This window comes from Bradyrhizobium erythrophlei (assembly GCF_042430365.1).
GTDB lineage: Bacteria > Pseudomonadota > Alphaproteobacteria > Rhizobiales > Xanthobacteraceae > Bradyrhizobium > Bradyrhizobium erythrophlei.
The window spans coordinates 1-23,693 of sequence record NZ_JBHMET010000007.1 but is presented as its reverse complement, the minus strand read 5'-3'; the positions used below and the strand labels follow the sequence as shown (position 1 = coordinate 23,693).

At 59.7% G+C, this 23,693-nt stretch carries 24 protein-coding genes and 3 pseudogenes; 11 read left to right on the top strand and 16 right to left on the bottom strand.

The window, feature by feature from the left end; genetic code table 11:
• Positions 1 to 7: 7 nt before the first annotated feature.
• The 7 genes from ACFFWD_RS00775 to ACFFWD_RS00745 form a co-directional block, all read right to left on the bottom strand.
• Entirely contained in the window at positions 8 to 1,642 is a 1,635-nt protein-coding gene (locus ACFFWD_RS00775) for a hypothetical protein (protein WP_376960439.1), read from the bottom strand.
• 256 nt (positions 1,643 to 1,898) lie between these two features.
• Entirely contained in the window at positions 1,899 to 2,798 is a 900-nt protein-coding gene (locus tag ACFFWD_RS00770) for an SMP-30/gluconolactonase/LRE family protein (RefSeq protein ID WP_376960437.1), read from the bottom strand.
• Complete coding sequence (locus tag ACFFWD_RS00765) at positions 2,795 to 3,622, bottom strand: citryl-CoA lyase (protein ID WP_376960435.1); 828 nt, start codon at positions 3,620 to 3,622, stop codon at positions 2,795 to 2,797. The genes ACFFWD_RS00770 and ACFFWD_RS00765 overlap by 4 nt, the downstream gene beginning before the upstream one ends.
• Before the next feature lie 55 nt (positions 3,623 to 3,677).
• On the bottom strand, positions 3,678 to 4,943 hold the full coding sequence (locus ACFFWD_RS00760) for a CaiB/BaiF CoA transferase family protein (RefSeq protein WP_376960433.1): 1,266 nt from the start codon (positions 4,941 to 4,943) through the stop codon (positions 3,678 to 3,680).
• Positions 4,944 to 4,997: 54 nt separating this feature from the next.
• Positions 4,998 to 6,020, bottom strand: coding sequence for an ABC transporter substrate-binding protein (locus tag ACFFWD_RS00755; RefSeq protein ID WP_376960431.1), 1,023 nt, complete (start codon positions 6,018 to 6,020; stop codon positions 4,998 to 5,000).
• Positions 6,021 to 6,052: 32 nt separating this feature from the next.
• Positions 6,053 to 6,826, bottom strand: a complete 774-nt coding sequence (locus ACFFWD_RS00750; protein WP_376960429.1) for an ABC transporter permease — start codon at positions 6,824 to 6,826, stop codon at positions 6,053 to 6,055.
• Positions 6,810 to 7,601, bottom strand: a complete 792-nt coding sequence (locus tag ACFFWD_RS00745; RefSeq protein ID WP_376960428.1) for an ABC transporter ATP-binding protein — start codon at positions 7,599 to 7,601, stop codon at positions 6,810 to 6,812. Before ACFFWD_RS00745 ends, ACFFWD_RS00750 begins: the two co-directional genes overlap by 17 nt.
• A gap of 161 nt (positions 7,602 to 7,762) precedes the next feature.
• Between ACFFWD_RS00745 and ACFFWD_RS00740 the strand changes: the two genes are divergently transcribed.
• The gene (locus tag ACFFWD_RS00740) at positions 7,763 to 8,452 is read left to right on the top strand and encodes an IclR family transcriptional regulator (RefSeq protein WP_376960426.1); all 690 of its coding nucleotides are present in this window, start codon (positions 7,763 to 7,765) and stop codon (positions 8,450 to 8,452) included.
• Between the two features lie 171 nt (positions 8,453 to 8,623).
• On the opposite strand, the gene ACFFWD_RS00735 is transcribed toward ACFFWD_RS00740, so the two are convergent.
• The 9 genes and pseudogenes from ACFFWD_RS00735 to ACFFWD_RS00695 all read right to left on the bottom strand — a co-directional run bounded on the left by ACFFWD_RS00735 (position 8,624) and on the right by ACFFWD_RS00695 (position 14,898).
• Positions 8,624 to 8,950 carry an OsmC family protein gene (locus ACFFWD_RS00735; RefSeq protein WP_376960424.1) on the bottom strand — a complete coding sequence of 109 codons (327 nt, stop codon included), beginning with the start codon at positions 8,948 to 8,950 and terminating at the stop codon, positions 8,624 to 8,626.
• Positions 8,951 to 9,085: 135 nt separating this feature from the next.
• Positions 9,086 to 9,451 (bottom strand): LLM class oxidoreductase, encoded by a 366-nt coding sequence (locus ACFFWD_RS00730; protein ID WP_376960422.1) that lies wholly within the window; start codon positions 9,449 to 9,451, stop codon positions 9,086 to 9,088.
• Between the two features lie 153 nt (positions 9,452 to 9,604).
• A pseudogene (locus ACFFWD_RS00725) lies at positions 9,605 to 9,829 on the bottom strand (phospholipase effector Tle1 domain-containing protein); the annotation flags it as partial.
• A 10-nt stretch (positions 9,830 to 9,839) separates the two neighbouring features.
• On the bottom strand, positions 9,840 to 10,733 hold the full coding sequence (locus ACFFWD_RS00720) for an SMP-30/gluconolactonase/LRE family protein (RefSeq protein ID WP_376960420.1): 894 nt from the start codon (positions 10,731 to 10,733) through the stop codon (positions 9,840 to 9,842).
• Position 10,734: 1 nt separating this feature from the next.
• A complete protein-coding gene (locus tag ACFFWD_RS00715; protein WP_376960456.1) occupies positions 10,735 to 12,705 on the bottom strand; it encodes a PQQ-dependent sugar dehydrogenase in 1,971 nt (656 codons plus the stop codon).
• Positions 12,706 to 12,885: 180 nt separating this feature from the next.
• Positions 12,886 to 13,401: a hypothetical protein gene (locus ACFFWD_RS00710; protein WP_376960418.1), complete on the bottom strand. Its 516-nt coding sequence runs from the start codon at positions 13,399 to 13,401 to the stop codon at positions 12,886 to 12,888.
• A complete protein-coding gene (locus ACFFWD_RS00705; protein WP_376960416.1) occupies positions 13,398 to 13,667 on the bottom strand; it encodes a hypothetical protein in 270 nt (89 codons plus the stop codon). The genes ACFFWD_RS00710 and ACFFWD_RS00705 overlap by 4 nt, the downstream gene beginning before the upstream one ends.
• Before the next feature lie 192 nt (positions 13,668 to 13,859).
• Positions 13,860 to 14,027 (bottom strand): annotated as a pseudogene (locus ACFFWD_RS00700) (ArdC-like ssDNA-binding domain-containing protein); the annotation flags it as partial.
• Positions 14,028 to 14,673: 646 nt separating this feature from the next.
• Complete coding sequence (locus ACFFWD_RS00695) at positions 14,674 to 14,898, bottom strand: hypothetical protein (RefSeq protein WP_376960414.1); 225 nt, start codon at positions 14,896 to 14,898, stop codon at positions 14,674 to 14,676.
• A gap of 267 nt (positions 14,899 to 15,165) precedes the next feature.
• Here ACFFWD_RS00695 and ACFFWD_RS00690 point away from each other — a divergent pair, with 267 nt between their 5' ends.
• From ACFFWD_RS00690 to ACFFWD_RS00645, 10 genes and pseudogenes are all read left to right on the top strand, one after another.
• Positions 15,166 to 15,381 (top strand): helix-turn-helix domain-containing protein, encoded by a 216-nt coding sequence (locus ACFFWD_RS00690; protein WP_376960412.1) that lies wholly within the window; start codon positions 15,166 to 15,168, stop codon positions 15,379 to 15,381.
• 230 nt (positions 15,382 to 15,611) lie between these two features.
• Positions 15,612 to 16,004, top strand: coding sequence for an avidin/streptavidin family protein (locus tag ACFFWD_RS00685; RefSeq protein ID WP_376960410.1), 393 nt, complete (start codon positions 15,612 to 15,614; stop codon positions 16,002 to 16,004).
• A gap of 504 nt (positions 16,005 to 16,508) precedes the next feature.
• Positions 16,509 to 16,663: pseudogene (locus ACFFWD_RS00680) on the top strand (ISNCY family transposase); the annotation flags it as partial.
• A 491-nt stretch (positions 16,664 to 17,154) separates the two neighbouring features.
• Entirely contained in the window at positions 17,155 to 17,655 is a 501-nt protein-coding gene (locus tag ACFFWD_RS00675; RefSeq protein WP_376960408.1) for a hypothetical protein, read from the top strand.
• Positions 17,612 to 18,124, top strand: a complete 513-nt coding sequence (locus tag ACFFWD_RS00670; protein ID WP_376960406.1) for an ABC-three component system protein — start codon at positions 17,612 to 17,614, stop codon at positions 18,122 to 18,124. Before ACFFWD_RS00675 ends, ACFFWD_RS00670 begins: the two co-directional genes overlap by 44 nt.
• A 46-nt stretch (positions 18,125 to 18,170) precedes the next feature.
• Positions 18,171 to 18,350, top strand: a complete 180-nt coding sequence (locus ACFFWD_RS00665) for an ABC-three component system middle component 8 (protein ID WP_376960404.1) — start codon at positions 18,171 to 18,173, stop codon at positions 18,348 to 18,350.
• A 1-nt stretch (position 18,351) separates the two neighbouring features.
• Positions 18,352 to 20,160: a DUF2326 domain-containing protein gene (locus ACFFWD_RS00660; protein WP_376960402.1), complete on the top strand. Its 1,809-nt coding sequence runs from the start codon at positions 18,352 to 18,354 to the stop codon at positions 20,158 to 20,160.
• A 511-nt stretch (positions 20,161 to 20,671) separates the two neighbouring features.
• Entirely contained in the window at positions 20,672 to 22,498 is a 1,827-nt protein-coding gene (locus tag ACFFWD_RS00655; protein ID WP_376960400.1) for a hypothetical protein, read from the top strand.
• Between the two features lie 75 nt (positions 22,499 to 22,573).
• Positions 22,574 to 22,912 carry a hypothetical protein gene (locus ACFFWD_RS00650; RefSeq protein ID WP_376960399.1) on the top strand — a complete coding sequence of 113 codons (339 nt, stop codon included), beginning with the start codon at positions 22,574 to 22,576 and terminating at the stop codon, positions 22,910 to 22,912.
• A gap of 223 nt (positions 22,913 to 23,135) precedes the next feature.
• A complete protein-coding gene (locus ACFFWD_RS00645) occupies positions 23,136 to 23,375 on the top strand; it encodes a helix-turn-helix domain-containing protein (RefSeq protein ID WP_376960397.1) in 240 nt (79 codons plus the stop codon).
• The last annotated feature ends 318 nt before the right edge of the window (positions 23,376 to 23,693 follow it).

Genomic DNA, 23,693 nt, shown 5'->3' with positions numbered 1-23,693 from the left:
AAATGCTCTAGCTCTGCTTAACGAGCGACGCTTGGCGTAAATGTGTCAAGTTTTTTGAGGCGAGCTGGGTTTGGCTGATCATGGTGTCGATCTGTGCGCCGAGCAGGTCAAAGGCGCGCTTGAGGGGGCTGGTGATGGCGCGCAGGCTCGGGAGCGCGGCTGCCAATCCGGGGCGCAGCAAGCGGTTGTAAGTTCGGGTGAAGAACAGGGCGACGCGCAAGCCGACGTCGGTGACGCGATATCGGAAGCTGTTGGGCAGGCGCTCGATGAGCCCGTGCAGGCGCAATCGTCGCAGTTGATATGTCACCGCGCTCGGGGAGATCGACCCGGGATCGCTCCCCGACAGGGCGGCGAGATGCTGGCGCAGGTCGGCGGCACGGAATCCTTGCGCGAGCTGTCGGAACAAGATGAGGGCGTGCAGGAGTGCGTGCGCGCGCGGATCGGCAAAGCGCAGGCCCGAGGCGCGCTGGCGCCCGGCCGCCACTGGGCCATCGATGGCTCGGAAAGTATCTTCGCTGAGGATGCAGTCGTGGCTCAGGCGCTCGACCTCGATCAGTCGGCGGTTGGCCGCAAAGCCGATTTGGCGCAGCTTTGGAAGGCTGTGCAGGCGCCTGCCGATCCTGAAGTCGTAGGTGTTGTTGATGGTGGTTTCGGTGCGCAAGGCCCGATTTTCCTTGTGATACTGCTTGATGCGCGTGTTCTTGTAATAGACGTTCAAGGACGGGGTCACATCGTGGGTCACCACCCGGGTGCGGAAGCGCGCCCGCGTATTGCGCGGTATCCTGCGATTGAAGATGAGCTGAAGTTCCTCGGGTCGGCCGAGGTCGAGGTTCTCGCGGATCACCTGTTCGAAGAACAAGCGGCCGTGCACGGGGCGGTCGAGCACCTGGGTGGTCGAGAACTCCGCTTGCAGGATCGAGATGTCGTAGCGGTAGCCGGCTTTGCGGTCTGCGCCGGTGAACGGGTGCGGCAACAGCCGCAGCCATTTGCGCAGCAGGGCGTCGATCTTGGCGGCGGAAAGGCCGTCACAGATCTTCTGCAGGCGCCTGGGATCGGCGCAGCTGAGAATGCCGTTGTCGAGCGCCTCAAACGCGATGTCTTCCTGCGCGAGCTGGCGCTTGGCGTATTCGTGGCCGTTCAGGCAGAGCTTGGCATTGAATGGAAAGTAACTGCAGAACTTGAGGAAGAACGGCCCGAAGTCGCGGTCGACGGCATAAATGTAATAGTTGTTCACCATCGCACTGCGACGCACGATCCATGGATAAGGCTGACCGGTGCGCGGGCTGCGACGTCGCTCAGTGCGGAAGACCGGGGTGTTCTCCTGCGCCTTGCCGACAAACACCACCCCTTCCTCATGCGCAAAGCGCCGCAGATGTTCGGCCATCACCGCATCCTTGCGTTGTCCCTTCTCAAACTGCACGAGCGGGATGTCATGTTTGGCCACAAAGTCTTCCAGCTTCGCCACGAAGTCGCGCGTCATCGGGCTCATCAGTGCCGCAGACGGGAGCGGCTGACCACGATGCGTGCGGAAGAACTGCACGATTCCTTGCTCGTACTGTAAGCCCGGCACGAACACGTTGAGGTACATTCGGTCGATCCCCTCGACCGTTAGCTGGACATGACGGCTGATGATCTCGGCCACGCTCTGTGCTATCATCTGCTCGGCTCCGGTCGTGCAGGTTTTGCCTCTAGCAGGCGTTTAGACCGTTCATCGGTCTTTGAGACTGGTCTTACCAGAGCTCGTCATGAACCGGCGATCGGAGCCACAAAATCTGCACGCCTCGTCGGTCTGAGGCAAAGCCTCGCTAGATAGCTGGCGCTCGCGATGCCTTGTGAAGGCTCGGGAGAGGACAGATCTGGCCCGCAGGACGTTGCCATACTGAGGTGCTAGTGAACCGTCAGGGAACACGCGAGAGGTCGGCGACTAATACTGATCCGCTTGACGATTCCATAATCACTATTGCGACGCCTGCTCCGTCGAGTGCAACGTTCGTGCATGTCGGTCCCGCGCACGACTGGATGCGGGCAACGGTTTCGCCGTTCGGAGCCAGCACGAAGACGTAGCCGAGCGATGCATGCGCGACGAACAGACGTCCTTCCCGATCCATCGTCAATCCGTCCGGCCCGCTTGTCCCAAAAAACGGGCAAAACCGTCCAACCTTGGCGACCCCGCCGTCCCGCATCAATGGCGCGCGCCAGACACTGTTGTCTCGTGTCATCGCCACAAACAGCACCGCCTCGTCCGGACTCAGCACGAGCCCGTTTGGGCTCGGCCCGTTCGAAATCAAACAGTCGAGACGGCCGTCCGTGCGCAAGCGAAACACCCGGCCGGTCGGATCGTGCAATCCAGTTTGCCCCTGATCGGTGAAATAGATGTCGCCGTTGGTCGCGATATGCAGGTCGTTGCAGCCCTTAAATGACTCGGAATTGCGGTGGCTCAGCAACGGCCGGATCGTGCCGTTCTGCGGATGTAGTTCCATGAGGCCGTTCATGTAGTCGGCTACCAGCACCCGGCCATCCGGCGCGATCTTCAGACCGTTCGGCCAGCCGTCATATTCGATGATCCGGGACCAGGTGCCGTCAGGTGAAATCCGGAAAATGCGGCCGAAGGGGATATCGACCACGTACAGATTTCCTGCCTTATCGAAAGCTGGGCCTTCGATAAAGCAGTCCACCGGCCGGCCGCCGCGATTGGCGTCGGCCCATTCCGACCGAACGCCGGGACGTCGGAACGCCGTTGGCATAGCCGAGAAAATGCGAGTCTCGACCAGTTGAGGCGGCTTGTCGAGATACATCATGACGACCCGCTCAGCGCACGGCGCGGCTGCCCCTCATATTGGTACCCAAACTGCTTGGGCATGGGTCCCTTGTTGCGATCCTTGCGCCCGGTTTGCTCCCAGGCGTGGGCCAGGATTCCCACCGCCCGGGACAGGCAGAAGATCCCGCGCGCGAGCGGAGGAGCGAAGCCCAACTCGCCGTAAATGACCGCGGTGGCGCCATCGATGTTCATGGAAATTAGCTTGCCCTTGCGCTGCTGCATTACCCGCTCGATCGCGCGGGCGGCCTTGGCATGGCCGCCGTTGACGCTACCCTCGCTGACCGCGACATCAACCAGCGCCAAGAGTGGCGCGGCGCGTGGGTCGACCGGGTGGAAGCGGTGGCCGAAGCCCGGCAGGTATTTGCTGCGCGTTCCGGTGAAATGGTCGATTGCGGCGGCCGCAGCCTCGTCGATCTCAAGCCCTTCGCAACGCCGCAGGACATCTTCGTAGAGTTCGACTGCCTGCTCCCCTGCTCCGCCATGCACGTCATCGAGCGTATTGATCGCCGAGGCCATCGCACCGTTCAGCGGCAGGCCGCAGCTCACCGCCATCTGGGCAATGGCGATGGAGGGCGCGTGCGGACCGTGGTCAACGGACGCGACCAGCGCGGCTTGCAGCAGCTGTTCTTGCGCCACCGTCGGCAGATCGCCGCGCAGCATTAGCCAGATCATGGCGGGAAAGGAAATCTGGCCTATCAATTCTTCGATTGGATAGCCCCGATAGGCGATGCGACCGGGCGCGATATCGCAGATGGAGGTTCGCCACCAACGGGCGGCTTGCTGTCGCAACTCGTCTTCGCTCATTTCCGGTTCCGTCCATTCAATCTGCCGATCGCCAACCGCCGCAAGCCGTCGGGTGTCATGATGCTGCTCCGTCCGTGGCCACGCGAATGGGCGGAAAATCAGCCTCTCCTTGCCGTGGCGTCCCGACGGCGCGGCTCGACACCAGTCGCTCGATGTCGGCATGCGAATAGCCGAGCCGATGCAGCCATCGCTCCGTGTCTGCTCCGAGTGTGGGAGGTGGTGACGGCACTGGAAATTCCTCATTCAGCCGGAAGCCCGGCCGCGTGATTCGTAGTGGCTGCACGCCGACCTGTTCCGGGGGCAACGTCTCGACGAAGCCGCGGTCGAGCAACTGCGGCTGCTGCAATATCTGCGCGACCGTCAGCACGCAGCCCGCGGGAACACCGACCGCATTCATTTGCAGCTCCCATTCTTCGGCGGGCTTGCGGCTCAGCGCCTTGTTCAATTCCGCATTCAGCGCGGCGCGGTTTACCTTACGCATCTCGCGCTTTGCGAAGCGTGGATCCGTCTTCAGGTCCGGTCGGCCGATCAGGTCGCATAGGGCTTGGTACTGTTTCTGCTCGTTGGCGGAGATGTTCAACGGGCCTGTTGCCGTGCTGAACGTGCCCGAGGGAGCCGCGGTGAAGTTCTCGTTGCCCATCGGCTGCGGCTCGACGCCGGCGTTCAGGTGGTTGGAGACCACCCATCCCATCGCTGCAACGGTGGCTTCGAGCAGTGACACGTCGATGAAGCGACCGCGGCCGGTACGCCGCTGTTCGACCAGAGCCGCGCTAATGGCAAAGGCGGCCGTGAGCCCCGCAATCGTGTCCGAGATCGGAAAGCCGGTGCGCAGCGGCGCCGAGGCTGTATCGCCCGTGACGCTCATGGCGCCAGAGAGGCCCTGCACGATCTGATCATAGGCCGGACGGGCGGACCACGGCCCGCTCTGCCCGAAGCCGGAGATGGCGCAATAGACGAGAAGCGGGTTGTGCTTGCAGAGCACGTCAAAGCCGAGACCAAGCCGCTCCATCACCTTCGGCCGGAAGTTTTCGAGCACCACGTCGGCTTCAGTGACGAGCCGCAAGAACACCTCGCGGCCTGATTCCGACTTCAAGTCCAGCGCCACGGATTGCTTGCCGGCATTCACGGCGACAAAGGAGAGGCCCTGCAGGCGCTCCGCCCTTTGCGGATCGGCGCCGAGGCGCCGCGCCAGGTCGCCGCCGTTCGGATTTTCGACCTTGATCACCTCCGCGCCAAGGCGCGCGAGATGGTAGGCGCAAAATGGACCGGCCAGCACGTTTGACAGGTCGAGGACACGGATGCCGGTTAGTGGCAGAGACATCAGAAAGGCCTTCCTTTACGTGATCCAATCGCGATAGGGCTTGATCTCTGGCTATTATTTCAATCGCTGCGCGGCGCGTTCCGCGAAGCGATTGGTGAAGGTCTTGCTCAGGTCGATCTTTGCGGCAGCGATTTTTGGATCGAAGTCGCTCAGGACGGCCAGCGGGACCTTGGCGGCCTCGAGATCCATTTGGCCGGTCTGCGAGAACAGCGCTTTCGACGCGTTCATGATCTCGATATTCACGTCGCGATTGTCGGTCTTGTAGCCGGCAGGAATCGCATCGACGAGCTGCTCCGTCGCCACCGAGTTGATCCAGCGGTGAGTTTTGAGCAAGGCGTTGACCAGGCGTTGGACCGTTTCCGGGTTCTTGTCGGTGAAGGACTGCTGCAGGTAGAGACAGGCGGTCGGATAGATTCCGCCGAAAGCCTGCTTTGAGCCTTCGATCGTGCGCGCGTCGAACAGCGGTGTCGCTGTCTTCTTGCGCGCGACCAGCGTCGCGATAGGATCGAAATAAACCAGCGCATCGATGTTCTTGGCCTCAAGCGCCACCATGCCCGGCGCGCCGCTGCCGACCGCGATGATGTTCACGTCGCGCGGGCCCAATCCTGATTTCTTGATGTAGTAGCGCGCCATGGTGTCGGTCGACGAGCCTGGCGCGGTGATCCCGAGCTTGAGACCCTTGAGGTCGGCCGCGGTCTTGACCTTGTCGGCCAAGTCGCTGCGGATACCGAGCAGAACCCCGGGAATGTTGTTGAGCACGAAGACGCAGGAAATCTCCTTGCCCTGGGCCTGCATCTGGATGGTGTGATCATAGAAGCCGACGGTGCCGTCGACCGAGCCGCCGATCAGGGCCTGCAGCGCCTTGGAGCCGCCGGCCTGGAAATTCTCGACGGTGACGTCGAGCCCCTCCTCCTTGAAATTGCCGAGCTTCACGCCGAGCTCGAGCGGCATGTAGTTGAGGATCTGGGAGCCGACCGCGATCTTCAGTTTTGCCTTCTCGGGTTCGACGCCCTGAGCCGAGAGGGCGGAGAGACAAATTACGGATATGGCCAGGATCAGTCGTGTGAAGACGCGCATGCGAACCTCCATATGACGGGAAAATGTTTCGATCAGACTTCGTGGGCCGGCGCGGGCCGCCACACCAGCAGCCGCCTCTCGGCGCGGTCGACGAGCGCGTCGAGGGCGACGACGAAGGCGGACAGCACGATGATGCCTGCGAACACGCCGGTGGCATCGAGCACGCCCTCGGCCTGCGCGATCAGGTGTCCGAGGCCAGCGGACGAGCCGAGATATTCGGCGACCACCGCGCCCATCACGGCCATACCGACCGCGACACGCAAGCTCGACAGGATCCAGGTGGTGGCGGACGGCAGATAGACGTGACGCAGCAGCGAGGACTTCGAGGCGCGCAGCAGGCGGGCATTGGCCAGCACCACCGGATTGACCTCGCGCACGCCCTGGAAGGTGTTGAAGAACGCCACGAACAACACCAGCGTCACGCCGAGCGCGACTTTCGAGGTGAGGCCAAGGCCAAACCATATCACGAAGATCGGTCCGAGCAGGATGCGCGGGATCGCATTGAACATCTTGATGAAGGGCTGAACGACTTCGGCCGCGAACGGGCTCAAGCCGAGCCAGATGCCGAGCACAGTGCCGATGGCAATACCGGCCACGAACGACAAGATGGTTTCCAGGAGCGTGATGCCGACATCGGTCCAGAAGTCCGCGGTCGACATCCACTCGCCGATGCGTGCGACCAGGGTCGACGGCGCCGGGAAGAAGAACGGATCGATCAATCCGGCCCACACGCCGACCTCCCAGATCATGAGCAGTCCAAGCACGATCGCGACCTGGGTGAGAACGACCTTACCTCTGCGTGGCATAGCTTTTCTCCACTTCGGCGCCGAGCAGCGACCAGATTTCACGATAGAGCGCGACGAATTCGTCGGTGGTCTGCAGCGCCGAGACGTCGCGTGGACGCGGCAGAGTGATACTGACATCGCCGACCATGCGGCTCGCCGGGCCGGCCGACATCACGACAACGCGGTCGGCAAGCGTGATCGCTTCATCGAGATCGTGGGTGATGAAGACAAGGGAACGCCGGTCCGCCTGCCACAGGTCGAGCAGGATGCGATGCATGAGGCGGCGCGTGTGAACATCGAGCGCGGAGAAAGGCTCGTCCATGAGGACGATCTTCGGCTCCATGATCAGGGTCTGCGCCATCGCCACGCGCTTGCGCTGGCCGCCGGAGAGCTGATGCGGATAGCGCTCCTCAAAGCCTCTCAGGCCGACCTTGGCGAGCCAGGGCAGCGCCTGTTCGCGGGCTTCCTCGACCGACTTGCCCTGGAACACGAGCCCGAGGCCGACATTGTCCTGCGCGGTCTTCCACGGCAGCAGGCCCTCCTGCTGCAGCATGTAGCCTGACTGGTCGTTGAGGCCCGCGAGCGGCTTGCCAAAGATGCGCACGTCGCCGGCGGCCGGCTTCAAGAGCCCGGTGACGGTATTGAGGATGGTGGATTTGCCGCAGCCGGTCGGCCCGACCACCGCAACGAACTCGGTCTCGCCGACTTGGAGGTCCATGCTTTTGACGGCGGTGAACTCGCCGAAACGAATCATCACGTCGCGCAAGTCGACGGCAAGTGCCGGCTGCCCTTCCATTGTTTCGCTCCATAGAACTAGTTCTGTTATCCGCAACCTGTAGCCCCACGCGGCACGAGAGTCAACGGTATTCTGACAGCCAGAACCGAGAATTTGGTGATCTTCTAGACTTTGGAACACATCTGAGATATCTGTTCTGCGTAGCAGAACTAGGAGGAGAGATGGCCAAGACGGGCGTTGACGCGGTGGCACGGGCGCTGGCGATCCTCAAGGCCTTCGGCCCGGAGCGCAGCGTCATGACCCTGACCGAGATCGCCGAGGCGACCGATCTCTACAAGAGCACGGTGCTTCGCCTCGCCGCGACGCTGGAAGCGGACGGCTTCCTGGTGCGTGGGGCGGATCGCCTGTTCCGCCCGGGGCCAGAGCTCTGGCGTCTCGGTGCTCTCTATCACCGCGGCCTCGATCTTGGCGACCTGATCAGGCCGACGCTGCATCGCCTGGTTGAAGCGACCGGCGAGACAGCCTCGTTCTACATTGCCGACGGCAACGAACGCATCTGCCTCTACCGCGTTAACTCGCCGCGATCGGTCCGGCATCACCTCGAAGAGGGCCAGCGCTTGCCGATTGATCGCGGCGCCGCGGGTCGCGTTCTAACCGCTTACCGCGATCCTGCGTCCGCCGAGGGAAAGAAGATAAGGGAGCGCGGTTTCTACGCGTCGATCGGTGAGCGGGATCCCGAGGTCGCGGCCGTGGCGGTACCGGTAATCGACGTTCGCGGCAAATTGCGCGGCGCGCTTTCGGTCTCAGCCATTAGAACCCGCTTTGATGCAGAGGCCCGCAAATCTGCAATCGACATCCTCAAATCTGAGGCCAAGGCGCTCGTAAGTCAGCTGCCTGCCAGCGACGGTTGAGACCGGGCACCGGCATGCCGATGCTTTATTGCCTGCGCTTTGTCGCGTACCGACTGGAAACGTGTCAGCCGTTCGCCTTGCCGGTGCCGATCTGCTTGCTCTGCTCGAAAGATGAAGGCTTGATTGGTGGCTCCGGGCAACCGGGTCTGCGCGCCGGGCGACGCGGTCCCGCTATCGGCGTGTCGTCCGTTCGATGGAAATCGGCCCGCCGCGACGCAGTGTGTCGTAAATCGGGCAATTACCGGTGAAGCGCGCGATGCAGGCGGCCGCGAGATCTTCACCGATCCGGTCTTCAAACGTCACCGCGAGGGCGATGTATTCGTAGCGTGTCGGATCATCCGCATGACGCTTGAACGTTGCGGCGATGCCGATCTCGCCGAGATCGACGCCCCGGCTCTTCGCGTGCGTCTGGATCAGGCCGAGCCCGCATGAAGCCAACGCGGATAGCAAGAATTCCGCCTGCCTGGATCGCCTCGCCCGGCCCTCCGATCGACGCACGTGTGTCGGACACAATATGCTTGCCGTTCGCACTGACAACGAAGCGGCTATAGGTGCGCGTGGTCGCGGCGCTCACGGTGGTGACGTCGTCACCCGCCTGGGCCGGGCCGGTGCTGGTTCGTTCTTCGATGACGGTCATGCCGGCTCCTTTTGCTTGCTCCGGGACGCTTGCGCCCGCCAGGCGCCACGCTGTGGCCGCGCCGGACCGAGATTGTCGCGCAGGGTCGCTCCCTCGTATCGCGTCCGGTAGACCCCGCGCTTCTGCAGTTCGGGAACGACCAACCGCACGAACTCCTCGAAGCCACCGGGCTGATACGGCGCACTGATGGTAAAGCCGTCTGCGGCGCCTTCGCGGAACCAGCGTTCAAGCCCATCGCCGACGCGGTCCGGAGTACCCACAAAGTCGCCCTCGTAGCGACTGCCGTATCGCTTTCCAAGCTCACGCAGCGTCAACCCGTCGCGCGCGGCGGCCTCGCGAACCTCCTGATAGTGCCCCTGCACGCCCGGCACCTCGACCTCGGGTAGCGGCTGATCGAGCGCAGCGGCCCGACGTCGACGTCAAGGTGATAGGACAGCCTCAGAACGCTGCTGTCGTGCTTGAGGCCGTCCGGGATGATCGATGCCGCGGCCATCCATCCCATGGCGACGTCGGAGAGCCGCGGCGGCCGAGCCGAGGCCGGGATCATAGAAAGCGACTTGCTCGGCGGGATCGATCCGCGTATCCGGCCCTACCCGGCAAGCGCGGTAGATTTTGTAGACGTTGGTGCGCACCTCATCGAAATTGATACCCCCGGCCTGCCCCGTTCCGTCCGAATAGGTAACGATGTTTTTTTGGCATGGGCCCCCGCCCCTCCTCGTCCGGCACGGTCGCGGCGACAGCTGCGACCGTCTAACACTGTGCGTCTTGCAGGCAATGCTCGCGCCCTTCCTGATCGGTGCGGAACGTCTCGATAAAGCCGCCCTGTCGCTGGGCGACAAAGACGGTCTTGCCATCACTGCCGCCAAACGCCATGTTGGTTGGCTCCTTGCCGCCGAGTATCACCTGTTTTTCGACCGCGCCGTCCGGTCTCACGATGGTGATCGCTCCTCTGAGAATGCGGGCAACGAAGATCCTGCCGGCGACGTCGGTGCGAAGGCCGTCCACCGTGTCGGGCTCGAACGTCCTGATCAATCTCGCATCGGTCAGCCGGCCGCCACCGATCGCATAGGACCAGAGCTGGCCGCTGTTGGATTCGCTCACATAAAGCCTTTTTCCGTCCGGGCTTAGGTCGATACCATTGGTGGTGCCCATGGCGCGCGGCGCTTCCATCACCTCGCCGTGCACCGATCCGTCGGCGGTGCGTGCAATGCGCCAGATCCGGCCGCTGCGCCCCTTCCAGTTCGGGTCGCTGGCGTAGATCGTATCGTCGCTCGCGATCGTCATGTCGTTGGGCTGGCTCATCTGATCGGAGTGAAACCAGACCTCCGGCTCGAGGCTGCCCCTCCTGAGCGCGAAGATGTTGTGCTTCTTGTAGTCGGCGATGAACATCGTGCCCTCGCGGTTGAACCGGATCGAGTTGCCGACGCTGCCCTCGGGCAGATCGATGAATTTCTCGGATCGTGCGGCGCCTGGGGCGAGCTTGCCGATCGTGCCGGCCCTGCCGATATTGACGACGAACAGGTTGCCTTCGCGGTCGACGGCCGGTCCCTCGATGCCGAACGTATACTCGCCGACCGGTGTAAGCTGGCGACTTTGAAACAGTGGCGGCTCGGCGGCCGTCGGCGTGGCGGCGAAGAGCAGCATGTCACAGCAGAGGCACCAGGAAATTGCTCTGGATGTAATAGCCATCGGCGTCCGTGCATTCGCCATTGAGGAACAGATCGGCCGGCCGGTAGAAGCGGCTGAAACCGGCCTTACCGGTGGCGTTGCTTTGCGTCACCACGACGACTTTGGTGGTCGGGATCTCGCCGCACACTCTGCCATCCCTGCTGAAGAACTGCCGTTCCGGCCGGCCCTGCTTGATCCGCATGCGGGTGCCGGGAACCATTTTGCCCACCAGATAGTCGGCAAAGTTGAGAACTCTCAGATAGCCGGGCTCGGTCTTGGGCAAGCTTTCGCCGCCGGGCGGCATCAGCTTCTCAGCTCCGATGCCGCGCAAGCGGATCCTCAGCTTGCCGGAATCCGGGTCGCCGGGATACATCCAGCCATCCTGCCCGAGCATGAAGCGCAGGACGGCCTCGTCCTTCTCGGCGTCGGTCTGGCCCGGCTTGATGCCGAAATCCGCGTGACAGCCAACGCAGTGCTTTTCGACGAGGTTGGCTCGGACGGAGGCGAGGTAGCCGGCCTTCTGCGCATCTTCCTTGACAAAACGGACCAGCTCGTCGATCTGGGCCTGGGCGCGCATGTCACAGGGCAGTGCAGCCGGCGGATCGCCTTTCGTGCGATCGATCCGTATGACAGTCTGGTTCTTGTCTTCGACCAGCCAGATCGCGCCATCACTGGCGACGATCATGCCAACGGGCGCGCCGCGCGGCCGCGCGCCGTTGACGCGGTGCCAGCCCGAGATCAACTCCTCATAGGACGCCGCCTTCACCAGACCGTCGTCGGTCTGAAACGCGCGCGTTGGCTCGGAGGCGCAGCTCACCTGATAGCGGACCGGCGGCGGGCTGACCTTGGGAAAACCATGCTCGTCGACGTCGTAGATCAGCACGCGACTGCCTGTCGGACGATAGCCATGGAGCCCGATCAGCAGCTTGCCCTCGAGTTCTGCGAACTTGGGGCCGTGGTAGTAGAGCATGGCAAGCGGCGCGCCATGCGACGGCAGCAGCGAATGGGGCTGCTTGTAAAGAGCCGTGTTGTTGCAAAGATTCTTGTAGGGGCCGGCCTGCAGGACCGCCTTGAATTCGGGGCTCGCCGTCGAAACATCATAGCAGTAGGGCCAGCCGTAATGCTTGCCCTGCTCGATGGCGTTGATCTCCTCGTTCGGCTTGAACACGTCCTGCAGGTCGCGGCCGTTTTCCCCCTGGAGGAATGCAAATCCCGGATCGGGAAAGCGTGGATGGACGGCGAGCGCCATCGAGTTGCGCAGCCCTCGCGCATAGATCTCACGCGGTGGATTGGGATCGCCCGGCTTGAGCGGAGGGAAGATCCCGCCCGCCGGCGGCGTAAACATCCAGATGGCGGCAAGTGGCGAGGCCCCCTCTCCCGCAGGACAGGGCTTGGTGATCGGCGGTCTCGTGATGCAATCGTCGCTGTGCGAGCCGATATTGACGAAGACGCGGCCGAGCCTGTCGAAGACGAAGTGCTTGAGCGAATGACTGCTCTCGGTGACCTTGGTGCCGTCCGGCAACGTCAGACGACGGCCGGGAAGGCCCTGAATGATCACCTCCATGGTGCCGCGCGGGTTTGCTGCGAGTGGATCGAAACGGAAGATCGTGTCGGCGGTCGAGGCGTAGACCTTCTTATCGGGGCCGATCGCCAGTCCGAACGGGTATTCGAGGCCCGTGATGGCTTCCCTGATCCGTTTGCCTGCGGCAGCATGCGGATCCAGCACCAACAGCCGGCCGTCGGTGTGCTGCCAGCCTCCCATATCGGCGATCACGAATTGCTCGCGGCCAGGAACCTGCACGATCGATCGCGGAAACTGCAAACCGTCGTCCGCACTGGCGACGAGGCCGGCGCAGAATCCGCTTTTCATATCGATCTGGATGCGCGGAAAGGCGAACGTCCCGCTTCCACACTGCTCGGAGCCTACGGCGTAGCCGCTCCGTCGCATCGGTTCGGAAGACGCCGACTGCCCCCAAAGCAGCGCCACCAAGCCCGCGAAGATGCTCAGGCCAAGCGCAACGGCTCTCCAGACACGGGGCGTCCCCATATTCGTCCTTTCAATTTCGAGTGGCGCCGGCTGGCGCAGCGTGGGAATCTCAATCGAGGCGTCGTCGCAGCGTTTCACAACCTATGCGATAGTCAAGAGCCGATCCTCACCAACTGGCCGGACGCGATAACTGTTTCGAGACTTATGGCTTGAGTGTTCTTGATGTGTGCAGAACTTGTCGATCATCTCCACGCCTGTGCGGCAGTTCTTCGCGATCTGATAGATGTCGGCGCCTTCCATCAGCGTCATGCAGATATAGGTGTGGCGCAGGCTGTAAGCCGTGCGGGGTGCGGGGCTTGCCGTCGCGATCAAGCTTGCGTGAACTGTTCGCAAGCAGCCGATGAATTGCTTGATGTGGTTGCCCGGAAACACGTGGTCCGTCGGCTGTGGAAACTGCGGTGGCGGCACGAACCGAGGATTCCTCTTACGGTTACGCTCTTTGGCTCGACCCTGCGGCACATACTTGGGACGGTTGAGCAGCCGCTCATAAGGCACAACCGCCATCGGCGTGCTCTTGCAGTAACCGACGCCACGCTTCCCGCGCACCTCGATTTCCAGGATCCGCTCGCTGCGAGGCCCCTCCTCCACGATGGTCACGTCGCGATGCTGAAGGTTCTTGGCCTCGTCAGGGCGAAGACCAGTGTTGCCAAGCAAAAGAACGTAATCGTGCAGTTGCTCAGCGACCCGCCTTTGATTTTCCCCGAAAACCAATCTTCCGCCGCTTGCTTGGCGAGGACGAGATCGTCCTCGCCAGTGGTCGCGCGGTACTCACGGCCATCGATGGATGCCGAGCAATGCCAGTGCCGGCCCTCACCGCGTCGGTATATCTGAACCAATCCGCCTAGTAGTTCGTGCCGAGCCATCGCGCACCTCCACGAGCATTTTAGCGTCGTGGAACTAGGCCATTTACGAAAAATTAAAGGGTTAGGCTTTCGCCTAACCCTTTGTATTACATCGAATTTTTTGTTGCCGGGACACGCAACACCCGATTATTGCGATTGATCGAACAGGAAACCTAATTCATGCAGGGCGGTGTGATGCCAGTCGATCGGCTCGCTCGCGGCGTTCTTCGGCATGGCGAGTGGCGCCTTCGCCGCCGCCGTTCCCCAAGGCTGAACCTTCGGCACACGGCCAGCCTCCAGCTCGGCGATGATCTTGCCGGTGATCTCATCATGGCTCGCCCGATCCGATCCGGGGCGAGCGGTGGCGGTCTTTCTGGACATTGCGGGTCTCCGCGACGGGTGCCGGAGGCCTCTCCTCCAGCCCTTAACCCGTCACGGCAGTCCCGGTCCGCACTCTTACTCTCGGGGCGTTGCGGGGTGTCCCCGCAGAAGGGGTCGGCCGAGACCTTGGCTCGGCCGCAGGGGAAGGCTTTCCCCGCCTATGCTTCCAGATCGCGATCCAACAGCTTCCAATCAGTGGACTTGACCTCCAATTGGCTGAGGCCAATAGATCCGATTGTCTGAAATAAAGAATCGCATGTTCGAGCGATTTGTGGAGCGGCGGGCCGGCAAGACCACGCTCGTCCGAAGGATGGGAGAAGCCGGTCGAACCTATCACGCTCGACGATCAGACGGTGCTTGAGGCCGCTCAGTTCGATCCGGGCAGCATCAGTGCTAGGCGCTCGGCGTTGTCACGCCACCGGCACGGTCGTCGCTACCGGCGTCCAGAATCTGGGTCACGGGGTATCTACGTGACGGGCGCCGGAGACCTTTCCTCCAGCCCTCAACCCGTCGGGAAGCCCAGTCCGCACTCTCACTTCAGCGAGCATCGCTGCGGGACTTGCTCACATCATGGCGGCGTGGCGGAATTTTTCTGCGCTAGAGATTAATCGCCTTGTTCGCGGCCGCACAGCAACGGACACTCGACCTAGCGCCGCCAGTTCTGGCCTAGCGCGTCGTCGAACCACGCTTCGGCATCGTAGTCAGCCCCAGCGACGGACCGGAAATTGAGGTAGTGGGAGTAGTGTTTTTCTCCCAGCCAGATCTTGAACGCCGACCAGCTTGGATGTTCTCGCGCGGTCTCCGGTAGCGTCTCGAGCCATTCGCGAGCGAGTGAGCGGATGGCTTGCTCGCATTCGGATTTCTTATTCATGCGCGACTTTCCCTTGCAGGGCCCCCATGATCGCCCCGGCGGCCTTCGATACATCGTGGACCTGGGGCCGAGAGGCGCAAGTATTTTTACTACGCCCCGTCACGCTATCCTGCGACTATCGACGAAGGCCGACGCGCCACGTCGACCGCGTTTGATGGGAGCTACGCAGGCTCATCTAGAATATCGTTTTCTTTCGTCATTCCGGGTGTCAACATCTCGACCATTTCGACCGTGACATGTCGTGCGGCGGAGTGATGGAGAATGCGAATGTCGGACGCCAAATTCCTTACTCCCGAGGAAGTGTCTGGGCGATACCGTGGCGAGGTCACAGTGGGTACGCTGCGGAATTGGCGCTCGATGCGAATCGGACCTGCATATGTCAAGATTGGCAAAGCCGTCTTATACCCGGTGGATGAACTCGAGGCGTGGGACAGAATAAATCTTGTGGTTTGTCGTGCGTCGAAAGGACTGGATGTGAGCTAACGTTGGGGACGGTCATGATCATGGAAAGGCATCTACTGCCGTCTCCCAAACTTTTGGTTGCGCCGCATTCCGTTGCCGAACGTAAGATAATAGCAGCGAACGTTGCCTCGAACGAGCTTATGTACGGTTCGTACGAAGAAAGTCTGGAAATAGAGAAAGCCGCTTCGTTGCAGCAGGCGCGTACATGATCTAAGTTGCCACCTTAAAGAGAACTCTGTTGGGACTCCAGTATGAAGAGATTTCTGGGAATTTTTCTGATCGCTCAGCTTTTGTTGCTTTCCCGCGAGGCCATGGCGCAGGGGCTTCCTGCTCCCTCATACTGGAAGAACGAGCGGGGTTCGGAACTGTTTATTTGGTCCGCCAATAACGGAGCAATACAAGGGATTTTCACAAATCATGCTCAAGGGTTTGCGTGCCAGGGCATTCCTTATCCTGCATCGGGAGCTGTTGGTCCCACCGGCTTGTATTTTGTTGTTACTTTTGCTCAATGCAATTCCTTTACCCGCTGGGTCGGAAAAACTAACGGCTCTCAAATGCCAACGTCATGGACGCTGTTCTACGTTGATAAGAACGGTAAGCCTAGCAAGTTGAAGGGCGCGGATACATTCACGCGCGTATGGTAGTTTTCAATGCACCTTTTTCTTGCAACCTTACAACCTTAGATTAGAAAATCGCTCTCGCGAGTTTTGGTCTGCATCTCTTTGAGCCGCGTCAACTCCGTTTCGTAGTGCTGCGTCAAACATCAACGGCCTCCGGTGTTCAAGCAATGCTCCGTCCAAATGGTTCGAGGCTCGACATGATGGGCGTCCGGGTCCTATTTTCGTTCATCAAACGTTAGTATTCTGTTGGCGCTGTCCAACGGGCGGAGCCGCCCAAAACCGCCCTGCTTTTCGCGGCTGACGAGATCCGTGTGGCGTGAGTCTAAGAGTTGAGACACTCGCAATTCTTGTTAGTCGTTGGAGAGCTTTTGCGTGGTCAGGCCCCTCACCTAGTTGAGATCGTACAATTTAACGCTCAAGGGGTTGCTTCCCGCATTACCTCGCCAGAAATGTTCCTGAATAGTGGGTCCTTGCCTCAAATAATTTGCTCCCCGTGCGAAACGGGCGGTCGGGGGCGACGACGGGGCGATTGAGCAGGCGACGCGCAAGGAACTGACGGCGACTGTCAGCGAGCGTTACAGATCGTCGAACCGTGCGGAGAAGCGCGGATTTTCGATAAGTTCATCGTCATCACGGGATTTCATCGCAAGCACGCCATGCGACTGCTTCGCAGCCCTAAAGGTCGGTCGGGCGATCCGGCAGCCGATTAAACCGGTTATTGCCCTGCAAGCGACGCCACGCTGAGTTACTGGCCGCGCGATCGTACGTTTCGTACATTACGGGTTGAACAAGCTCTTGACAGCACGTTTAAGAAGAAGGCGTAGTCGCGCCCCCCAGTATTGGGCACGGAGAATGTTTGAAATGAAGAAGTTGTTTTTCGCGCTTGCGACTTTGTCCCTGCTCGGCACGATGATTCCGGCTAAGGCGTCATGCCCGCCCGGCACGCGCTATCAGTGCCAGCAGTCTTACAATCCGTGGGCCGCAAGGCCTGTGCCGGTTCGAGTCCGGCCGCCCGCACCACTATTTTCCAATTGATCCGTGGCGCGACATTGCGCCAAGATTGCAACCAGAGGGTTATTTGTTGTGATTCCCCCTATTACGCGTAGGCCGCACCGGAGCTCAAAATCGCGTCAGATTGCTGTTCACGTAAGTCTATTTGGAACAAGGTTCTTGGATGCGTCGTGATTACCGCCTCTACGAATTGAGCGAGGGTGAGTTTGAAGAACTCGTGGTCAAGATTTGCATCAAGTGGCTGGGTGAAGGCGTCACGCCATTCGCGCTTGGCCGCGATGGCGGTCGTGACGGCAAGTTCAACGGCAAGGCCGAATGCTTTCCCAGCGCCAGCATGCCTCTTGAGGGTCACATTGTCCTCCAAGCCAAGCACGTAGCCGTATTCGACAAGTCTTGCTCCGATAAGGACTTCGAGCGCCTCCTGAAGAAGGAGCACGTGAGGATAAAGCGGCTAGCAAAAAAGGGACTATGTGATCACTACATGGTCTTTACCAACCGCCGCTACACCGGAGGAGCCGACGAAAAGCTGATCGCCAGCCTCATGGAACTCGGTATCGAGAGCGCCCACATCATCGGCGTAGAGCGCCTCAACACCGCACTGGATGAGATGCAGCATATCCGTGAATGGCTCCCGACAGAAAGATCCTATCCCGTTCCGCTTTGAACCCGACGACCTTATCGAGGTGATTGGCGCGGTCCACGACTACGCAGATGGATCAACGACCAGCGCCTTCAACAGCGCGAGAGATTTCGAGAAGGTCAAACTGCGAGAAGAGAAGAACAAAATCAACGGAGTGTCGGACGACTACTACAATCAGATCATCGTAAGCAACTCCTTTCCCCATTTTGCGCGGATCGATCATTTCCTGAAAAATCCCCGCAATACTCAGGTTGCCGCCCTTTATCATGATAGCGCCGACGAGCTAAAGCAAAAGATCCTGGCGGCCCGCTCTGAGTTCACAACGTTCGATAATGTCTTTGCCTTCTTGATCGAGGAAATTCAAAAGAAGCGCACCGCCCTGAAGGGCAAGCGGCGCATGATAAGCGTCATGCTCCATTACATGTACGCCAACTGTGACATCGGGTCGAAAAAACTTCCAACAACCGTACTGACCGACAATGCTCACGCCTAGGAAACACCTCAACCTTGATGTTTCGGTGATTAGGATCGCCTCCATAATGCTGCGCGAGCTGAAGAAGCGCGGCGTCATCGAACTCGAGCGACTTCGCGGCATTGTCATCCGCCGGGTTGGCAGCGACGGAGACGTCACCTTTCTGCCCGCCTTGAGCTTCCTGTATCTGCTGGGCAAGATCGAATACCACGCGAAAAACGATGTAATTGAGTACAGGACGAACTGACATGCAGATCAGTCGCATTTACTCAAACAAGGATGACCTTTTTCATCCGATAGATTTCAATTTTGGCGAACACGCAGATCGCCTCAACGTCATTTTCGGTGACGTAAAGAAGCCGAAGGACAAGAAGCGCGACTCGCACAACCTCGGCAAAACCACACTTCTCCACCTTGTCGAGTTCTTAATGCTCAAGGGCACTGCCCCAGAGCAATTCCTCGTCAAGCATCAAGATCGGTTCTCAGGTCTCCAGTTCTTCATCGAGATTCGACTGAACTCCGGTGACTTTGCCACTGTTAGACGGGGCGCAGACAATCCCAACAAGATTGCCCTGACACGTCACGCCGAGGGCGGCAGGCGACTGGTTGATTTGCCGGACGATCAATGGGATCACCCGGAGCTGAGCAATGCCGAAGCCATCAAGTTGCTGGATGGATGGCTCGACCTAAAGATTCTCAAGCCCTACGACTACCGCATGGCCATCACTTATTTCTTGAGGGCCCAGGGCGACTTCAGCGACGAGCTGCAGCTCCAAAAATTCCAGATGGGAAAGGACGCCTATTGGAAGCCGTTCGTGGCGCATCTCTTTGGATTCAACGAGTCCTCAGTTCAACGCAAGTACGAGCTCGACGATTCCATAAATTCATTGAAGCAGCGGCAGGCCGAGCAGGCTGCGGAGGTGCAATACGCTGAAGAGGACCTACCGAAGCTACAAGCCAGAATTGCTGTCCTCCGCCAGCAGGTCGAAGAGCTAGAAGCTCGGCTTGATGCCTTCGAGTTCGACGCTGAAGAGCGACGCATCATGAAGAACCTCGTGGACGAGGTGGAGGGCGAGATCGCCGACATCAATGAGCGCCTCTACAACATCAGCTATGACGTCCGACAAATCGATGTCGCCCTGGAGCACAAAGACCGCTTCGATCTTGATGAGGTCTCTACGATTTTCTCTGAATCCAATATCTTCTTCGCTGGACAGGTGAAGAAGCAGTACGAGGAGCTGGTAGACTTCAACAAGAAGGTTACGCGAGAGCGTAACGCGGCCCTGCGGACGCGTAGGGCGACCCTCGACGGCCAGCGGCTTGAGTTGGAGGCTCGTAAGAGCGAGCTGGACCAGCGGCGCGAAGAGCAGCTTCGCGTGCTTCGCAGCACAGACACTTTTGACAAGTTCAAGACGCTGCAACGAGAGCTGTCCGAGCAGAAGGCACAGCTCGTTTACCTCGAAGAGCAGCGCAAGAAGCTGGATGTTGTGGTCGCCACTGCACGGCAGGTGCGTGAGAGCGAACGCGACCGGGGTAGAGTTGTCGATGAAATCAAGGCGATGGTCGCGAAACCTACGACCATCTACGAGAACTTCCGGCGAGTCTTTAACGGCTATTGCCGACGTGTGCTCAACCACGAAGGCATCTTCTATTTCTACGTCAACACAAATGGCAACTTCGATTACACCATTGGCCTTGGTCTCCCCGGCCAAACCGGCAAGACCTCCAGCCAGGGAGAAGGGACAAGCTACAAAAAGCTGGTCTGCGCCCTCTTCGATTTGGCACTGCTGAAGGTGTATGAGGACGTAGGGTTCTTCCACTTCGTCTATCACGACGGCATCTTCGAGGCGCTCGACGACCGAAAGAAGCAGGCATTGTTGGAGGTTGTGCGTGAGCAGATCAGTACGAAGAAGACGCAATACATAATGACGCTGATCGCTTCAGACCTCCCGCGCATCGAGGAGAGTGCTCCCCCTACTTTCGCGCCGGACGAGATCGTCCTTCGCCTTCACGACGACGGAGCAGATGGCCGCCTCTTCAAGATGGCGGAATTTTAGCCTCGCGTGCGCGATGGGCGCGATATCGAAAGACGTATCAGACATGACTTCCCCGGAACGTTTGTTCAACGGAGTGTGCGCGAGTTGTCAGCAGTCGGGAAGGCAGACGACAGCCCTGCTCGTTTGGGCGGCCACCGCTGTGACGATCCGGTGAACGGAGCCACGCTTCGCTTTGTCCCGCTCCGGCAATAAGGCGTCGGCTACGATTCGAGCTTTCGGCTCACCTCGAATTGGAATTTGCATATTCCAAATCTGCTCGGAATAAGCAACTATCAGTGGTTCTATGGAGTACCCTCAACCGCAAAACTTGACGAAGCGAAGAAGCAGTACCATCCGCCTAGTCCCCCTCGACCGACCACCGACAACGAGGTTGGCTGGTCATGTGGGGATTGTTCATAGCGGGGGCGACTTTATCCCGAGTCCTGCCGCCAGCTGATGGGACGCTCGCGGCACAAGCGTTAAGCAAAGGCCAACAATCTGTAAAGAACTTCGAGACTGCTCATAAAACGCATTGGTCGATAAAGGCAATCAGATGACACCACCTAGTAAGCGCAGCCAGCAGATTCGCCCCGGGACCGACACACTTTACTCGAGCCTCACGCCGTTCATTTCCTTAACGCTGGCCAACGCAACTGGCGTTCCTACAGACGAACAGCTCGAGCGCTGCCTTAAGGACATCAATCTGATTTGTGCAGCTGAGGATGAAAATAGAACATCTGGATTCACGCTACTTCCAAGCCAACGGCTCGTTGGCGTTCAGATCCGCGCTTTGTGGTACAAGAGGGAGGTTTATCCTTCGTGGACCGATGACGGTAATTTTGTTGATTTACAGCACCACTTGGCAATTGCCGTTCTACGAAAAAGCCACTTGGCGCTACACTTTACTGACCCAAAGTTGAAAGGACCAGTTCGGTTGGCACTTCTGGCAGAGAGTAATCCGGACATCCCCTTAAGCTGGCTCTCGCCCATACCGCGCTCCACAATGTCCGCGGCCTTCCTTGAGAACGGACAGGCCAAAACCCTGTGGCTTTCGGGGGTACACAGACGTAGTGCCACCAAAGCAGACGCCAAAATCCTCGCTGGCCCGGACCTCGACTACTCCCTTGATCCCTTTGATGACCAAAGCTTCTATTGGTCAGCGGCACGATCTCGGAACGCGAAACTCGAGATTACCATCGGCGTATCGCCTAAGGCGTCACGCGCCTGGGTCAGCAAAGCGAAGTCGCTTAAAGAATTCGCAATGTCGACCGCTCTCCTAGTCGATGCCATTTCGGATGCAAAGGCCACCAACGCGGAACCGTTTCGATTCCTCGCGGTTCCGGCCGAGATAATTGACCCCTCAAAGGTAGTATCAGGTTATGATCTATCGATCCTACCGCCAGACATGCTCGATGACGGCGAAGAGGATGTCGAAACTACCAACGCCGACGCAGCCCTGATTCTCGCAGCCAATTTCTTAGTCGAGAGCGCCAAAGGCGCCGACTTGATAGTAACTATTGAAATCAACGGCGAAGCCATTGGTGCACTGACCCTCAAAGTAGCGATTAGCCGCGATGGCAAGGTCAAACTCAAAGCGAGCGATGTAGTCCCTACAGGCCTCGACGACGAGGCGTTCGACCGGCTCAGAGCTCTGCTTGTGAGGGGAGCTGGGGTGAACATCCGCTATGACAGCGGCCATAGCATATCCGACAGGCAGGTCTATGTAATAAGGATGCCGCGGATCGACTTCCGCGAGTACGAAACGCAGGACTTTTCCGGTTACTGTGTCAAACAGGAGAAGCCTAAGGATCTCACCAAAATTGGACGTGAGAAGAGCCTGTTTTGTTGGGTTCAGAATACACATACCGGTTGGCTAGCCTGCGATGACGGCGCCAACGAGAAGGCCGACTTCATCCATTTGGATGTCGGCGGACACAGGCCCGTTCTCTCGCTAATTCATGTGAAGGGCGCGAAGAGCGACAAGGCTGGTCGCAACCTCTCGGTCGCTGCGTACGAAGTTGTTACTGGCCAAGCAGTTAAGAACCTGCAGTGGCTTGATAAGCAAGCCCTCGCGAAGGGGCTATCGCAAGCTGTGAGGGCGACCAATTATTGGTGGAAAGACGGACAGCCGGTTAAGAAGGACGATCTAGTATCGGCTATCGAGTCGCTCGGTGACAATTTTGTCCGACGCGTCGTGGTTGTTCAGCCGCACGTTACTGAAAATGCGCGCGCGAAGGCAGAAGCTGCGAAGAAGGGTGTTAATCGGCTGCGGCTAGACCAACTCAACACACTACTGGCAAGTGCTTGGCGGAGCTGCAACGGGCTCGGGGCCGAATTCAAGGTAATCTGGGCGGCTTGAGCCCAGCCTGAGGACGTCGCACCTCCGCAATACTCAATGGCTAGGGTGGAGTCAGGCAGACCGCAGAGGATTGGCTTGACCACCATCTCTCGTGAGGCGCTTTACAATCTTGTTTGGACTGAGTCGGTGCGCACGATCGCTCAGGGCATGGGCGTCTCCGATGTGTGGCTGAAAAAGTGCTGTTCCAAGGCTGGAATCCCTGTACCAGACCGCGGCTGCTGGGCGAAACTCCGCACGGACAAAACGGTCGTGCGCCAAAAACTGCCGCCACGGTCGCCAGGAATGGCGACGGACGTGACGATCGGAATGATCGACGTCCACATCGACGGCCTCCTGATCTTGAAGCCGTCGAACTGGCTACGCCGCCGCCCACTGAACCCACGTTTGCCGAACCCATCGAAGGTAGGCGACTAGAAATTTAACTCGAAAGGAGATGATGTCGCTGGTCTCATACCGGTGACCAAAAAATGTTCGAGAGCGAGAAAACGTGCTCACGCGATTCATCGTAACGGTCAGCTCATGGTGCTGTCCGCAGATCCACCGTCGGAGCAGCACGCGGAAGTAGCACGCGGAAGTAGCACCCAGACCACTTAAGCAGCGCATCCAGTCTCAAACTGCAACGGAAATTCGGAGTGCGTTGGAGCTGTCTGGCGGTAACAAGCGCCGCGCAGCCGAGCTGCTGGGCATCAGCCGCGCACACTTCTATCGGCTCATGAGAGCAAAACCTGTAGTGGTGACCGCCGCGCTGCCCGCTCCGCAGCTTCTTTTCCAGTTCCGCCGCCATCCGAACTCTCCTAGCACTCGGCGCCCAGATCCACTGGTTCGACATTCCCGAATGTCCGGGCGGGCACAGACGGCCTCAGCGAAGAGCAACTAGCGGCGCTCGTCAGCGCGAGATCCGGCGCGAAGGTGGAACTGTCCCAGCGGCACGTATTCGAACCGAATCCCCAGAACCTACATCGTCCTCAGCCACACCCCGAGGTCGGTTCCGGCTCAATGGCAGCGCGGAGCATGACCGAACGCACGTCTTCCTGCCGGAGCAGTCCACGTTCGACGGCGACTTCGAGAAACGATCGATGTTCATGGAGCGTTGCGCGAACGATTGCGGCGACACGCGCGTAGCCGAACTCGGGCACTAGTACCCGGAATCAGAGCTGAGTGATACGGCGGCCTTTGAAACGGCGTTGACGGACCC